Below are 15,703 nucleotides of genomic sequence, written 5' to 3'. Positions count from 1 at the left end.
TCCGCATCCATGCTTGATCTCTTGATTCCCTTGAGTATGTCAGCAACCTGTTAACGTAACTTTAAGTCTTCAGAGTTAATTCCACATCCATACTTGATCTGTCGATTTCCTTAAGTATGTCAGCAACCTTTTTAACGTAACTTTAAGTCTTCAGAGTTAATTCCACATCCATACTTGATCTGTTGATTTCCTTGAGTATGTCAGCAACCTTATATGAAGAATGAATTCCACATCTATGCTTGATCTGTTGATTCCCTCGAATATGTCAGCAACCTTAGCTTAAACTCTAAATCTTCAGAGTTAATTCCACATTCATACTTGCTCTGTCGATTTCCTTGAGTATGTCAACAACATCTCAGAAAATAGGTTCTAGGCTTTAGATTCTAGGAAAATAGAACATTCGTAAACTCACTCACAGAACGCTGCGCTCACCGTAAGAGCAAAGTCCGTTGCATAAATCGTAAGTCAAAAAGTGACGTTCTGTAGCAGTTTGCTGCGTGCCGTTATCCGTAGCCGCAACGCGGCGTTCTAGCAGTTGCAAAGCAACGCCCTAGATTCTAGCAGCAGCGTTTTTTACTGCGCCCTAGCAGGCCAAAGACCGCCCTAGATTTTTATACATCACCATACACTCTAAGGCTATTCCTCTGGGCGAGCAGTAGATAGATTCCTCCTCTAAACCTTCACCACCAAAACCACAGTGGCGATAGAAATCCACCGCATTTAAAGTTGACTCCAATCTGAGCTGGGCAATCCCCTGATTAAAAGCCATAGTTTCAATAAATTGTAGCAATACCTTGCCAACACCTAACCCCATAGCATCGGGGGAAACAAACAAGGCTTCTAACTGAGCATAGGGTTCATCCAACATGGCAGTGCCGACCACAGTCTTAAGCTGCGACTCGTTAGAGGACAACTCTGCCACATAAAAATGTGCATCGACGATACGACTAAATTGCTCGGTCAGTTCGCCCTCGGTCCAAATCACCAGATCGCCCGCATCATAAAATCCGGCGCAACCTTTATTGATGGCCGCATTGCGGATATCCCAGCAGGCCTGAGCATCCGCTTTCGTCGCTTTTCGTATAGTTATCATCATGTTTCCCGATTAAAAATGCTCAGCCATAACATGCCATGAAGCCGCTAAAACGCCAAGTAAACGAGTGTTCTAATCTTTCAACCAATAAAAAACCGCCCGTAGGCGGTTTAATCAAAGCTACAGAACCTTAATGGATCTTAGCTAATATATCTGACTTAGTCTTAGCGCTAGACTTAAATCTAGGCTTAGCCTTTAATCAATTCACTAATAGTCAATACGCCGTGGGTCGTTGCACCCGCGCCCCACATGGCAGAAGCTGAATCTTCAAAAGCGCCCGCTAAATCAACGTGTAACCATTTAGCTTCGGGTGACACGAAACGCCATAAGAAACCAGCGGCATTAGAAGCACCACCTGCACCACCGCCTTTCATTGCGCGGCTGTTTGCGGTGTCAGCATAGGCAGATGGACACATTTCTTTGTGCCAAGGATCCAGCGGCAGCGGCCATACGCGCTCGGCAACGCTAGTGGCTTTTTGCTGGGCCAGTTGCAACACATCCGCCTGTGGCGAGAAAATCGCGTTGTAGTTAGAACCCACCGCCATCACAGCGGCGCCTGTAAGGGTCGCTGCATCGATAATAAAAGGTGCGCCTGTAGCAGAAGCAGCTTGTAGGCCATCGGCCAACACTAAGCGCCCTTCCGCATCTGTGTTCACCACTTCAACTGTTACACCATTTTTGTAGGTCAGAATGTCACCTAACTTATAGGCGCGACCGCTGATCAAGTTTTCAGCACAACATAAGAAGAGTTTAACGCGTTTGTTGAGGCCAGACTTGATCGCTAAACCAAGTGCAGCAGTCACAGTCGCCGCGCCGCCCATGTCGCATTTCATGCCTAACATGCCTTCAGAAGCTTTGATGCTGTAGCCGCCAGAATCAAAGGTAATCCCTTTACCCACAAGCGCCACAGACACGGGTGCATCGGCGGCTAATGGGTTGAAGTCTAACTCTAACATTGCTGGTGGACGCTCACTGCCGCGACCCACAGCATGGATACCAATCCACTGTTCTTCAAGCAGCGCTTCGCCTTCGATAATCCGATAACTCACCTTGTCGCCACCAACGTCAGCCAACCATTTTGCTGCTTGTTGGGCAAGCTTCACTGGCGACAGGTTTTCAGGCGTATCGTTGATCAGTTGACGGGCAAAGGTTGCCACATCGAGTCGGCGTTGCAATTCGGCTTGCACAGCTTCATCACCACACCAATGGATTTGATAACCTGGTTTTGCCGTCGCGAAACCTTGGGCAAACACCCACTGGCTATTCAGATCCCAAAGCTGTCCGGCCAATACCACGCTACTAATGCCTTGGCTGCGCAGTTTACGGGCCGCCATTTGAATTTGACGCAGCTCATCGCCACCCGCTAAATGAATTTGCGCACCGTCGGCAGTATAAGTCACATCAGCTTTGCCCCAGTGGGCGGCCGGCGCTTCTTTGGTTAATTGCACTTTCATTAATTCAGTTACTTTTAGTTCACTCATTAGGGATCCTTATTTTTCGATTCGTTTTAGAACAATCAATCAGCAATCAGAACAAACTTTATGGCGGCAGTTTACTGCTAGCAGGCGATGACGCAAAGCGATTGGCTGAAGTAACTCAGGTAAAATCTGTAAACATTTGCGAAATTTGCTAGGCTTTGCGACCTTGAACAGCCGAGATAGGTCTATCGATGGAATTTACACCGCCACTACAACAGGGCATTTTATTGCGCCGCTATAAGCGTTTTCTGGCCGATGTGCAGCTAAGCGATGGCAGTGAGATCACCCTACATTGCCCCAATACGGGTTCTATGCGTAATTGCCTGTATCCCGGTGAAACAGTGTGGTTTTCTACCTCTGATAACCCTAAACGTAAATATGCCCATACGTGGGAACTGATGACCACGCCAGATGCAGGCTTAATCGGTATCCACTCGGGTCAGGCGAACACCTTAGCCGAAGAAGCCATCAATAAAGGTATCATCAAGGAACTCACGGGTTATGATAGCCTCAGCCGTGAAGTCAAATACGGTGATGAAAATAGTCGCATCGATATCCTGCTACAGGGTGCTCAAAAACCCGCCTGTTATATAGAAGTCAAAAGTTGTACTTTGCTCGAAGATGGCAAAGGTTATTTTCCCGATGCTGTGAGCCTACGCGGTCAAAAACATTTACGTGAATTGATGCACATGGTGAGTCAAGGCCATCGAGCCGTATTGCTATTTGTGGTGCAGCATAGTGAAATATTCAGTGTTGCCCCCGCAGCACATATCGACCCTGAATATGCTAAGTTACTGAAAATGGCTGTGTTAGCCGGCGTTGAAGTGCTAGCCTATCGCTGTAAAATCTCCCCGACTGAGATTCACCTAGCCCAAGCCTGCGATGTACGAGTATGATGTTAAGGCTGAGTTAAATTTGATTTCATTTGAATTAGCGAACATAGTCAAAAAATTCAATCAAAGCAGAATGAAAAGTTTGCCTCGATGTGAAGATTCTGCTATAGATAGCGGCCGTTCTTAAGGACGCCCTACAAACGCAAATGATTACAGGAGATGCGTTATGCCTGAAGGCACCAAAAAACTTGGCGTACTCGCTATCGCAGGTGTAAATCCTTACCAGGAAAAGCCGGGTGAGGAGTATATGAACGCTAAGCAACTGGGTCACTTCAAGACAATTCTTGAAGCTTGGCGCAATCAGTTGCGTGAAGAGGTCGACCGTACTCTTAGCCACATGCAGGACGAAGCCGCAAACTTTCCCGATCCTGTTGACCGTGCAGCACAAGAAGAAGAGTTCAGCCTCGAACTTCGTGCTCGCGATAGAGAACGTAAGCTGATCAAAAAAATCGAAAAAACACTGCAAAAAATTGAAGAAGACGATTTCGGCTTCTGTGATTCTTGCGGTATCGAAATCGGCATCCGCCGTCTCGAAGCGCGTCCAACAGCCGATCAATGCATCGACTGTAAAACGCTTGCAGAGATCAAAGAGAAACAAATGGCTGGTTAATCAAGCATACTGGGCGGGGATTTCCCCGCCTATTTGTTTCTAACAACTCGTAAACTCGACGAGCTTAAGCCAAGCTCACTCCAATTTACCCCGATTCGCTTTTCTCTTAGCATCCCTCTAAAATACATCCACTTTTACCGTCGCGACTTTAAAACGCCATCTAGTTGTTATGTCAAAGCCATTACATTCCGATTTATCCAGCCAGCCCTATGTCGGCCGCTTTGCGCCTTCGCCTTCGGGTGCCTTGCACTTTGGCTCGCTTATCGCCGCCCTTGGCAGCTATCTGCGCGCCCGCTCGCTACAGGGTAAATGGCTGATCCGCATCGAAGATATAGACCCACCGCGGGAAGTCAAAGGCGCCGCCGATGATATCTTACGCACCTTAGAAGCCTATGGATTTGAGTGGGATGATGTGCCTCTGTATCAAAGCCAGCGCACAGCAGCTTATCAAGCGCAAATTGACTCGCTGCTCGCCCAAGATAAAGCCTATTTCTGCCAATGTAGTCGCAAGCAAATTCAAGCCATGGGCGGCGTCTACGATGGCCGCTGCCACCGATTGCCACAAACCCAGTCTGCAAATCTTGTTAGGTCGGGTGCGGTGCGAATCGTCAACACGGCGCAAGTGCAAGAATTTGATGACAATCTAATGGGCTATATTTGCGTTGATAGCCATTTTGCCGCAGAGGATTTCATCATCAAACGCAGTGATGGTCTGTACGCCTATCAACTAGCCGTGGTACTCGACGATGCTTATCAAGGGGTCACCGAAGTGGTGCGAGGCTGCGACTTAATCGAGGCCAGTTGTCGCCAACTGAGTTTGTATCAAAGTTTTGGTTTAGCCGCACCGCAATGGCTGCACTTGCCACTCGCCTGCATAAGTAAAGGCTTTAAGCTCTCAAAACAGAATCATGCACAGGCAATTGATACACTTAATCCACAGGCGAGCCTCAATGCGGCGCTGGCATTTTTAGGCCAACAACCCGTTGAGACCCATGGCTCTGTGGCGCAAATGCTCGCTCAAGCCGTGGATCAGTTTCAATTATCCACTATACCGCAACAATCTGAGATACTGATCGAGCCCTGATATACTCATTAGGCCGCATTTGGTATATGATAGCCGCCAGATTTTTAATCAAATAACAGATCATATTTCGAGGTGTCCCATTTTTCGCCGTATCAGCCAATTCTGCAAACAGCTATTTGAAGACGCGCCTAAAACGACCGCTCCGACTCCAGCTCAGATTGAACCAACAACACCTGAACAAAGTTCCGGTGCTTTGAGTTTAGAGTTAGTACCAAGAGATGCCCATACCATCTCGCGCAAACAAATCAGCGAGAATGCCCTTAAGGTATTATACAGACTGAATAAATCTGGCTTTAAAGCCTATTTAGTCGGCGGCGGTGTACGCGATTTACTCTTAGGGATTGAACCGAAAGATTTCGACATAGTGACCAATGCAACACCGGAAGAAATCAAAAAATTATTCCGTAATTGCCGTGTTGTCGGTCGCCGTTTCCGCTTAGCGCACATTGTTTTCGGTCGCGATGTGATTGAAGTCGCCACCTTCCGTGGTCACCATGGCGAAAGTAATGAGAAAGTCTCTAAAGCCAATGCCGAAGGGCGTTTGCTGCGCGATAACGTCTATGGCGAAATCGATGAAGATGCCGAGCGCCGCGACTTTACCGTCAATGCCCTCTATTACGATATCAGCGATTACTCGATTCGCAGCTATGGCGGCGGTATGGCCGATCTCAAAGCGGGCACCCTAAGATTAATTGGCGATCCAGAAACCCGTTACCGTGAAGATCCGGTGCGTATGTTAAGGGCAGTGCGTTTCGCCACTAAACTCAACATGGGTATCGAAACCGTCACAGCCGCGCCGATTAAACAATTAGCGCCGCTGCTAAAAGATATTCCGGCAGCACGTATGTACGAAGAAGTGTTAAAACTCTTCTTTGCAGGCAAAGCCTTAGCCAACTTCGAACTGATGCAAGAATACAAGCTATTCGCGCCGCTGTTTCCGCAAGTGGCCGCTCTGCTAAAAGATGATCCTAAAGGCACGACCATGAAAATGGTGCAAGCCATCATGAAGAGCACAGATCAAAGAGTTAACGAAGATAAGCCGGTGACACCTTCATTCTTCTATGCTGCGCTTCTCTGGTATCCACTGCGTCAACGCGCCGAAGATATTGCCGTTGAAAGTGGCCTGACGTTATATGATGCCTTCTTTGCCGCCATGGGCGATGTGATGGAGCAGCAATGCCAAACCATTAGTATTCCACGCCGTTTTAGTACGCCAGCAAAAGACATTTGGCAGTTACAGTTACGCTTTGATCGTAGCCAAGGCACTCGCGCCTTTAAACTAATGGAACACCCTAAGTTTAGAGCCGCATACGATTTACTCTTACTCAGGGGCGAAGTCGAAGCGGGTAATGTCGCTAAAAGTGCCGCTTGGTGGCAACAATTTGTCGAAGCCGATGAAACAGAACGTTTAGCTATAGCGCGTAGCGGCAGTAAATCGCCAAACCGCAACCGTAATGCCACCCAACGTCGTCGCCGTCCTCGTACACCGAATGCCGATGGTTCAGCGCCGACGAGCGCACCTAAAGCGAGTGGTACACCTAAAGTTAAAACGGCTGAATAATGCCCCGCGTCTACGTCGCATTAGGCGCAAATCTTAAAGATCCCAAGGCGCAATTGGACAATGCCGTGATGGCATTGTCCGCCTTAGCCTTAGGCAATAGTCTCGTCGTTTCTCCCTATTACCATTCGACGCCCATGGGCGATGTCGTGCAACCCAATTATATTAACGCGGTGGCGAGTTTCGATACTGATCTTGCGCCATTAGCCTTACTCGATGCACTGCAGCATATTGAAAACACCCAAGGACGAGTCCGCCTAGAGCGTTGGGGGCCGAGAACCTTAGATCTCGATTTACTCTTGTATGGTAATGAGAACATTGACATTCCTAGACTCAAAGTGCCCCACTACGGCATGAAAACGCGCAGCTTTGTGCTCGTGCCTTTAGCCGCAATTGCACCGGATCTGATTCTGCCTTGCAACACTGCCATCGACAGTCTTATCGATACAAAAATGTTGGCCGAGTTACAACAACTGGGCATTGATCATTGAAGTCCGTCCTCAGTTAGCTTATAACACCACTTCTATTTGGTTTGAAGATCATCCATATGTCTAAAATTACTAGCTCAACCCTGTTGAAATACAAACAGGAAGGTAGAAAATTCACGGCACTGACAGCCTATGATGCCAGTTTTGCCAGCGCGTTCGATAGCGAAGGTGTCGATGTGCTGCTGGTCGGCGATTCTTTGGGAATGGTTCTCCAAGGCCATGACGATACCCTGCCCGTCGCTACTGCAGAAATCGCTTACCATACTCGCTGTGTTCGTCGCGGTATCGAACGTGCCCTGCTGATCGCCGATATGCCCTTTATGAGTTACGCCACACCAGAACAAGCCATGGTCAACGCCACTGAGTTAATGCAAGCTGGCGCGAACATGGTCAAAGTCGAAGGCGGACACTGGTTACTCGAAACCGTCACTAAGCTCACGGAACGCGGTATTCCCGTGTGTGCTCACTTAGGCTTAACGCCTCAGTCGGTTCATGTATTTGGTGGTTTTAAAGTGCAAGGCCGCGATGCCGAAAATGCCCAGCGCATCCTCGACGAAGCTAAGGCTTTAGAAGCTGCAGGGGCTCAACTACTCGTAGTGGAATGTATCCCTGCGCCTCTCGCTGCGGCGATCACTCAAGCCTTAACGATTCCAGTCATTGGAATTGGCGCAGGCGCATCGACCGATGGCCAAATCTTGGTGATGCATGATGTGTTAGGTATTTCAAGTGGTTACATTCCACGTTTCTCGAAAAACTACCTAAAACAAACCGGTGAAATTCGTTCTGCGGTACGTGCTTATATCGACGAAGTTGCCCAAGGAACCTTTCCTGGCGAAGAACACACTTTTAACAAATAACAGATTTATGCAAGGTAAGGCTCAATGATCACTAGCGCCCATATTGATGATATTCGCACTCAAGTGCGTGCATGGCGTGCCAAGGGCGAAACTGTCGCCTTCGTGCCGACCATGGGCAATCTCCATCGGGGACACATCACCTTAGTGAAAGAAGCGGCTAAACGTTGTGATCATGTGGTGGTATCGATTTTCGTCAATCCAATGCAGTTTGGCCAGAACGAAGATCTCGATGCCTACCCACGCACACTCGCCGCCGACAGTGAAGCCCTCACGGCTGCTGGCGCTGAGTTGCTGTTTACCCCAACGCCAGCCGTGATGTATCCCAAGGGCTTAGCGCAACAAACCTATGTTGAAGTGCCAGGTATTTCAGATCTGCTCTGCGGCGCTAGCCGTCCGGGGCATTTTCGAGGCGTTGCGACAATCGTCTGTAAACTATTCAACATAGTACAGCCCGATGTGGCACTCTTTGGCAATAAAGACTATCAACAGCTATTAGTCATTGAAACTATGGTTGAAGACTTGTCATTACCGATTGAGATTATCGGTGTTGATACCATACGTGAGGACTCAGGTTTAGCCATGAGTTCGCGCAATGGTTATCTCACCGCCGCAGAAAAAGCCGCTGCACCAGCATTAAAACAGGCGATAGATGCTATGGCTGCAGGGATCAAACAAGGTCAGAGTGTTGATGCTGTCACCGAGCAAGCGAAAATCAGTTTAGTGGCGGCGGGCTTTACGCCGGATTATCTGGAAATTCGTCATGCCCACACGCTTGAGAAAGCGCAGAGCCAAGACCAAACCTTAGTCATTTTGGCCGCCGCCTATATAGGTAAAGCGCGACTTATCGACAACTTAAGGTTCGATCGCTAATCTCTTAAGCGTTATCAATAAATAAAAAGGAGCAGTCGCTCCTTTTTATTTACCTAATGACCGACCAGAAGCTATTTTCTTCTTTAGAATCAATCCAAGCGCCAAAAATTTGAAGCGTCAAAAAACTGGTTTTATCCCTAAATTTACGCCATAGTATGATGCAGATGTTAATTTAAGGTAAATGATTAGCGGCAGACATTGACGAGTGAATTTGACCTTCTAATGATGCATGGCTAATCCTTTAATTTATTGGGCTTAACAGCCCGTCGACCTAACAATAAACGGTTAAAAAGGCATAATAATATAAACGTCATAATCACTATTTATCATGCTTAATCAAACAATTAAATCATAATAGCTATGCAAGTGTACAAAGGATTTGTGGCCTCATGGCAAGACTGATACTCACCCTAATTTGTGTTATTTTGCCCACTGCAATACAGGCAAATACCATTTATAAATGCCGTAAAGATGACAAAATTGTCTTTAGCCAAACCGCTTGCCCGCAGGAATTTAGCCAACATAAAATCGAATACCAGTTAGGGATAACGACTGAAGTAGACTCTGATAAAAGAGACATTCCTGTCGATCCCTTACACACTCTACTGAATAGTCGAACCATTTCTAAAGAAAAATTATTGCAGTTACTCGACGGCGAGATATATCGTCTTAAGCAGGAAAATAGCTATTTTGAAATTCTGCGCGCCAGTGAATTGCAGAAATTAGAACGTAAACGTTATTGGCAAAATAAAGAGAAAACCGATCCTGAATACATTAACGAAATGGACGATATCAATACTCGCTTCAATGCGTTAACTGTGAGTAATAACAGTGCGATGCAACAACTGGAAGACCGTAAAAGCCAAATCAGTACCGAAGCATTCCATGAAGAGTTAAAAAAACCAGAAAAGCACTGATCTCGCATAAAACAGTAGTATTAATCTTCTCTCTACCTCATTAAGGAATTTAATCATAATAATGGTTAATCTTCCGCTCACAGCAATGTCCCTTTGTTTAACCTAGGATTCATTACTGCAAGGACAAGAAGCCTGTTGTTACAAACAGGGTAAATGACATAGGTTGCTACAGTTAATTAAACTCCTCAGCAGTTTCTCGCTGGCACAAACGCGTGCTTTTTTATCAAGAAAATGCAAACGCGATAGTCGATGTATTTCCCTTCACTTGTTATTACATTGTTTAAAAATCAAATACTCTCTTCACAACAAATACGACTTAACTACTAGGACAACTAGGCTAGACCCCTTAAATAAAAACACGTCAATAAACATATAAAATCTATTTAATCAACACGATATAAATACAGCTATCATTTACCTTCTGTTAATCCTTTCTAGAATAAATACCCGTTTGGCCAATTGCGACATATTAACGGGACTCGTATCTTCAGGTCTGAATTTGGGATGCAAGTTGCTTTAAGCAGCCCAAGATATTTGATGCAAGGAGTCACCCGTGCCAAATACCTCTATACGCTTTTTGGTGCCGCTGATCTTGCTCTGTAGTTGTATGACTTCAGCACAAGAGCTGAATGTCAACGAGTTACCCGTAACCCTTCAGGCATTACTGGAACGTTCCGGTCGCGATAACCTTATCGAGCTGGTTCAACAAGGCACTGCCAACCAAGGATTACTGTTCCAGTCAGGCAGCGATAACAAGGCCGATGTAACACAAGTGGGCAATGATAACGATGCGCTAATCACACAGATTGGTTCAAACAATGAAGTCCAACTACTGCAAGTCGGCAGTCAAAATACGGCTTCAGTGACACAAATTGGCAATGACAATCTCGTGCAACTGAACCAACTAGGAAGCGGCAACTTTTCGATTCAACAGATTGCGGATGGTGCTGCAATCTCAATAACTCAATATTAAACAGGGAGCGTCACATGAAATCACAAGCTAAAAAATCACTTATTGCTTTGGCCATTGCAACAGGTTTAAGCGGTCAAGCTTTTGCTGCCAGTACAGTGAGTGAAATTAGCGTAGTACAGTCAGGCCAAGCCCAAGACACTTTAGTCTCACAAACGGGTGGCCTTAACGCTGCTGCGGTTGTGCAAACAGGTACAGATCAAACCGCAACTGTCATCCAAGACGGTGTGTGGCATGAAGCGGCTATTAATTCAACGGGTGATGATAACAAGGTCCAAATAACGCAACAAGTTGACTGGCATGTGGCAAGTGCAAATGTTGTAGGTGACAACAACAATGTAAATGTGTCGCAAGATGGTTTCTTTAACCAAAGCAGTAGCGATGTTACTGGCAACGATAACACGGTATTCGTTAACCAATTAGGCGAAGTCAACGAAAGCCAAGTTGAAATCACTGGCGCTGAAAACAGCGTGTTTGTTGAGCAAGAAGGCGACGCAAACTTTGCAGTTTTTCGCGTTGAAGGCAGCAACAACGACGGTAAAATCACACAAATCGGTGACAACAACCAAGCAGGTTTAATCGCTCTCGACTTAACCGCTAACGTGGGTAACAACAACGACGTTTCTGTTAATCAAGCGGGTAACAACAACTTTGGCGCGGCTAAGGGTATTGCAGGCGACAACAACAAAGTAGACATGGTCCAAAAGGGTGATAACCATGTAGGCTTCGTTTACGCACTGGCGGGCAGCAAAAACGATATTTCAATGGATCAAAAAGGTAACGGCAACACGGCTTATCTTGCGATGACTACGGGTGATGACAACAGTGTCGATATTACCCAAAATGGCAGCGGCAACACTATCGGTGATACTTTAGTGGCCGATATCCAAGGTGATGATAACGATATTACTATCACTCAAAAAGGCGATGTCAACGGTGCGGAGTTCCAAGTATGGGGCGATAGCAACGATGTTGACTTGAAACAAAAAGGCGATGCGAACTTCGCGACCTTTGGTGCATACGGCACAGATAACGACTTCGATTTATCTTCTAAAGGCGATAACAACGAAATCATTGCCTTCGCTGATGGTGAAGATAACAGTATTGAAGTTAGCCAAGAAGGTGATGAGAACTTTGCTTATGTAGATGCCGTGGGTAGCGATAACGAAGTTGATGTTGAGCAAGATGGCGCTGAGAACGAAACATTGATTTCTGTTGCTGGCAACAACAATGCCGATGTCAGCGCACTTCAAAGTGGCGATCTTAACGTTATTGACCTGATTATTGAAGGTGATGAAAACACCGCGCAAATTACTCAATCAGGTAACGGTAACTGGGTAGGCGGCGATAACGACACTTCATTTGCGTCAAATTCATTTGGTGTTCGCGGTGACAATAACAGCCTGTCAATCACTCAAACGGGTAATGACAACTTAGTGTTAGGTTCTCAAGCAGGCACTAACAACAGCATCAACGTGAACCAATCAGGCAATATGAACGTTGCCACTGTAGTGCAATACTAGTCAATACTGTTAAACCACCACAGCTAAACTCTTTAGTGGTGGTTTATAAAAAGGGTGTTAAACAAAAAGCGGGAATGTTTAAATAAACATTCCCGCTTTTCTATGTTGATATGCCAGCAATCATTAACATTAACCACTCAAAGCGATAAGCTAACGACCAATATCTTTAACTGACTAACTGCACAGCTCAAAGTGAGTTTGATAGGTTTGCGCCCAACGTAAAAGCTCAACCCGATTACGAGACTGGGTCTTGCGGAAAATAGAAGAAATATGCGCCTTCACTGTATGTTCGCTGATACATAACCTATGAGCGATTTCTTTATTCCTCGCACCACTCGATACGAATTGAATGATAGTGCGTTCACGGGATGTCAGCATCTGCAGCATAGCCACAGTATCAGAGGGCATCTCATTATTACCTTCTAACTTTTGTACGACACGGCGGAACATTTTGCTTAGCAAAGTTCTATCGTACCAAAGTTCCTCTGCCACCATTTTACGTAAACCCGTTAACATCAGATCCATACGTTGATCGGCAAATAAAATACCTCGAATGCCGAGTAACATTGCAGATTCTTGGTCTAAGGAGTCTCGCTCAACTTGATACAGCGCCACAGGAAAATGTGACACTAATCGCGAAGCTAACAGAGGTATCCCTTTGTTATCTAATGCTGAACCTTTTTGGGTGATCAGATAAAAACTACGGCGACTCTTGTCTAAATCCAGTTCAGCCGCATGCTTTACTATACGCGTTTTCAAACCTATGGATTCAGCGAGTAACGCTAAATGACATGGCGCGGCCATTTGGTGTAAAAAAACCAATTCATTAATTGTGCTCAATGACTCTCCTCCCTGAAAAGTATTCTCTATTGCAAAATGGTATGTTTGACTCGTCTTTTTAGTTAGATTTTTCAACATTCCATTAACCTAGTTGATTCTGACTAGTTAACGATTGAAAAACATCACCCAAATGTACTATTCCCTGTTTAATGCTAGTAGGTTCGACTAACTCACCACAATAAAATGGAATAACAGTCAAAAATACCGTTTTACTTGGCCAACGCCCAGCACCTAATACTTTCCAACTATGACGTTATCAATCCAAAGTTGCAACACAAAGAAAACACAATAACAACACTAAAGTATGACAACTCAATGTCACCACACTCACACCATACATTTCAGGGAAGAAAGTCTTACAACTCGAACAGAGAGCATCACCCACTTTTAGCCGCTAAATCCTCTGCTTGAGTCTCGCGATTTGTTTATCTTGAAAACGAGACAGTAAAGCTAACGCGACAATTGCACCAATGAGGGCAAGAAACATGTCAGATTGGGTATCCCATACATAGCCTTGAGTCCCTAAAAAGGCTTCAGCCCCTTCGCCAGTTGCCACGGCAACCCACCATTCGATCAGTTCATAAAACGCCGAAAAAGCGAGTACAAAACAAGTGGCAAGAAACGCACACCAAGCCCCAGGTTTAACAGCTTGATTACGCAACATAATTTCACGGGCGAGCATGGCTGGGATAAAACCTTGCGCAAAATGACCCACTTTATCGTAATTATTACGTTCTGAACCCATCCAATCGGCAATCGTGTCGAATAATGGCACTTCAGCGTAAGTATAATGAGCGCCGACAAACAACACACAGCAGTGTATTAAGACGAGAAAATATACTAAAGGTGTTAGTGGAAAACGTTTACGAGTAAAGAATAAAATCGGTACAGCAATCAATGCAGGTAAGGCTTCGAGCCACCATGTAAAAGGATCTGCGGGTTTTATCGCCGACCACACCAAAACTGAGAGGTAAATACCGCACCATGCGATTTTGTTATTCAATGTTTCTTCCTCTTATGCGATATTGTTCTAAATTTAGAATATTAACTTTAGCCATCTAGCCCTCCACACTGAGTAAAAAAAGTGCTACTTTGGTGGGTGAAGGTTGTGAGCATATCATAAGAAACATTTCTATTAATTAGAGGGTACCCATATCATGGCGAAACATTCGCTGGACAAGGATAAGATCAAGATCCTGCTGTTGGAAGGCGTCCACCAATCTGCGGTCGATGTATTTGAACGTGCGGGATACACCAATATCGAATACCACAAAGCTTCCTTAAGCGATGAAGCCTTACTTGAGTCCATTAAAGATGCGCATTTTGTGGGACTTCGTTCGCGTACCCAATTAACTGCTGAGGTGCTGAAACGTGCCGAGAAGTTAATCGCGATTGGATGTTTCTGTATTGGAACCAACCAAGTTGACCTTGCCACCGCCGAATCCCTTGGTATCCCAGTATTTAACGCACCCTTCTCAAACACGCGCAGTGTTGCAGAACTCGTGATTGGCGAGATCATTATGTTGATGCGGGGTATCCCTGAACGCAACGCTATCGCTCACCGTGGCGGCTGGATGAAAACCGCAGCGGGCAGCTATGAAGTGCGTGGTAAAACCTTAGGTGTGATTGGTTACGGCCATATTGGTACTCAGCTTGGCATTCTGGCGGAAACCTTAGGTATGCGCGTCGTGTTCTTCGATATCGAAGACAAACTGCCACTAGGTAACGCACAACAAGTCCATTCGTTGGAACTCCTATTAGCACAAGCTGATGTAGTAAGCTTACATGTCCCTGAAACTCCACAAACAAAAGACATGATAGGCGCTGCCGAGTTTGCAGCAATGAAAAAGGGCAGCATCTTTATCAACGCATCACGCGGTACTGTAGTCGATATCGAGGCCTTAACGGTCGCCTTGAAAGAGCGTCACCTCGCTGGCGCGGCGATTGATGTGTTCCCGGTTGAGCCACAATCGAATGACGATGAATTTATCAGCCCACTTCGAGGTCTTGATAACGTATTGCTGACACCGCATGTGGGTGGGAGTACTGCAGAAGCCCAAGAAAACATTGGTATTGAAGTCGCGGGTAAGCTCGCTAAATACTCAGACAACGGCTCAACCGTTTCTGCGGTTAACTTCCCTGAAGTGTCATTACCAACGCATAAAGGCACCTCGCGCTTGCTGCATATTCACCAAAACCGTCCGGGCGTGTTGATCAAGATCAACCAAGCCTTCTCGGAAAAAGGCATCAACATCGCCGCCCAATATTTGCAGACCACCGCAGAAATTGGTTATGTCGTGATGGAAGTCGACACAACTCAAGCGGAAGAAGCCTTAGTTGAACTTAAAGCCATTGAAGGTACATTGCGTACCCGCGTGCTGTTTTAAACTTTAAACTCCACTCGCTTTAAGCCTATCGACTAAAGCACACATAATAAGGCGCACAGATCATTCACAGATATGTGCGCCTTATGCTTTTGAGCCAACTGGAATTCCGTTACAATCTAGCCTCTCACATCGTCT

15 protein-coding genes are annotated in these 15,703 nt (G+C 45.9%); 11 read left to right on the top strand and 4 right to left on the bottom strand.

The window, feature by feature from the left end:
* Positions 1-583: 583 nt before the first annotated feature.
* Entirely contained in the window at positions 584-1,093 is a 510-nt protein-coding gene (locus KO531_RS21615) for a GNAT family N-acetyltransferase (protein WP_219252224.1), read from the bottom strand.
* Between the two features lie 188 nt (positions 1,094-1,281).
* Complete coding sequence (gene pepB / locus KO531_RS21610; RefSeq protein WP_219252223.1) at positions 1,282-2,574, bottom strand: aminopeptidase PepB; 1,293 nt, start codon at positions 2,572-2,574, stop codon at positions 1,282-1,284.
* Between the two features lie 188 nt (positions 2,575-2,762).
* On the opposite strand from pepB, the gene sfsA reads away from it, so the two are divergent.
* The 10 genes from sfsA (at position 2,763) to KO531_RS21560 (ending at position 12,341) form a co-directional block, all read left to right on the top strand.
* Entirely contained in the window at positions 2,763-3,467 is a 705-nt protein-coding gene (sfsA, locus tag KO531_RS21605; RefSeq protein WP_219252222.1) for a DNA/RNA nuclease SfsA, read from the top strand.
* 163 nt (positions 3,468-3,630) lie between these two features.
* Positions 3,631-4,074, top strand: coding sequence for an RNA polymerase-binding protein DksA (gene dksA / locus KO531_RS21600; protein ID WP_006082967.1), 444 nt, complete (start codon positions 3,631-3,633; stop codon positions 4,072-4,074).
* Between the two features lie 169 nt (positions 4,075-4,243).
* Positions 4,244-5,158 (top strand): tRNA glutamyl-Q(34) synthetase GluQRS, encoded by a 915-nt coding sequence (gene gluQRS / locus KO531_RS21595; RefSeq protein WP_219252221.1) that lies wholly within the window; start codon positions 4,244-4,246, stop codon positions 5,156-5,158.
* Positions 5,159-5,177: 19 nt separating this feature from the next.
* Positions 5,178-6,719, top strand: a complete 1,542-nt coding sequence (locus KO531_RS21590; RefSeq protein ID WP_219234459.1) for a polynucleotide adenylyltransferase PcnB — start codon at positions 5,178-5,180, stop codon at positions 6,717-6,719.
* Complete coding sequence (gene folK / locus KO531_RS21585; RefSeq protein ID WP_131525364.1) at positions 6,719-7,207, top strand: 2-amino-4-hydroxy-6-hydroxymethyldihydropteridine diphosphokinase; 489 nt, start codon at positions 6,719-6,721, stop codon at positions 7,205-7,207. The genes KO531_RS21590 and folK overlap by 1 nt, the downstream gene beginning before the upstream one ends.
* A 56-nt stretch (positions 7,208-7,263) precedes the next feature.
* Positions 7,264-8,061: a 3-methyl-2-oxobutanoate hydroxymethyltransferase gene (gene panB, locus KO531_RS21580; protein WP_219252220.1), complete on the top strand. Its 798-nt coding sequence runs from the start codon at positions 7,264-7,266 to the stop codon at positions 8,059-8,061.
* 24 nt (positions 8,062-8,085) lie between these two features.
* Positions 8,086-8,931 (top strand): pantoate--beta-alanine ligase, encoded by an 846-nt coding sequence (gene panC / locus KO531_RS21575; protein WP_173246722.1) that lies wholly within the window; start codon positions 8,086-8,088, stop codon positions 8,929-8,931.
* Between the two features lie 389 nt (positions 8,932-9,320).
* Positions 9,321-9,848: a DUF4124 domain-containing protein gene (locus KO531_RS21570; RefSeq protein ID WP_168822497.1), complete on the top strand. Its 528-nt coding sequence runs from the start codon at positions 9,321-9,323 to the stop codon at positions 9,846-9,848.
* Positions 9,849-10,401: 553 nt separating this feature from the next.
* Positions 10,402-10,821: a curlin gene (locus KO531_RS21565; RefSeq protein ID WP_105251518.1), complete on the top strand. Its 420-nt coding sequence runs from the start codon at positions 10,402-10,404 to the stop codon at positions 10,819-10,821.
* Positions 10,822-10,835: 14 nt separating this feature from the next.
* Positions 10,836-12,341, top strand: coding sequence for a curlin (locus KO531_RS21560; RefSeq protein WP_219252219.1), 1,506 nt, complete (start codon positions 10,836-10,838; stop codon positions 12,339-12,341).
* A 174-nt stretch (positions 12,342-12,515) separates the two neighbouring features.
* Here the strand turns inward: KO531_RS21560 and KO531_RS21555 are convergent, their stop codons facing one another.
* Both KO531_RS21555 and KO531_RS21550 read right to left on the bottom strand, forming a co-directional pair.
* Positions 12,516-13,181, bottom strand: coding sequence for a LuxR C-terminal-related transcriptional regulator (locus KO531_RS21555; protein ID WP_014611267.1), 666 nt, complete (start codon positions 13,179-13,181; stop codon positions 12,516-12,518).
* 394 nt (positions 13,182-13,575) lie between these two features.
* Complete coding sequence (locus tag KO531_RS21550; RefSeq protein ID WP_105251516.1) at positions 13,576-14,184, bottom strand: DUF2238 domain-containing protein; 609 nt, start codon at positions 14,182-14,184, stop codon at positions 13,576-13,578.
* A gap of 154 nt (positions 14,185-14,338) precedes the next feature.
* Between KO531_RS21550 and serA the strand changes: the two genes are divergently transcribed.
* Positions 14,339-15,568 (top strand): phosphoglycerate dehydrogenase, encoded by a 1,230-nt coding sequence (gene serA, locus KO531_RS21545; protein ID WP_105251515.1) that lies wholly within the window; start codon positions 14,339-14,341, stop codon positions 15,566-15,568.
* Positions 15,569-15,703: the final 135 nt, after the last annotated feature.

The sequence above is a fragment of the Shewanella sp. NKUCC06_TVS genome (assembly GCF_019345515.1).
Lineage (GTDB): Bacteria > Pseudomonadota > Gammaproteobacteria > Enterobacterales > Shewanellaceae > Shewanella > Shewanella oncorhynchi.
The sequence above is the reverse complement of the archived record's forward strand: the minus strand, read 5'-3'. Positions and strand labels throughout refer to the sequence as shown.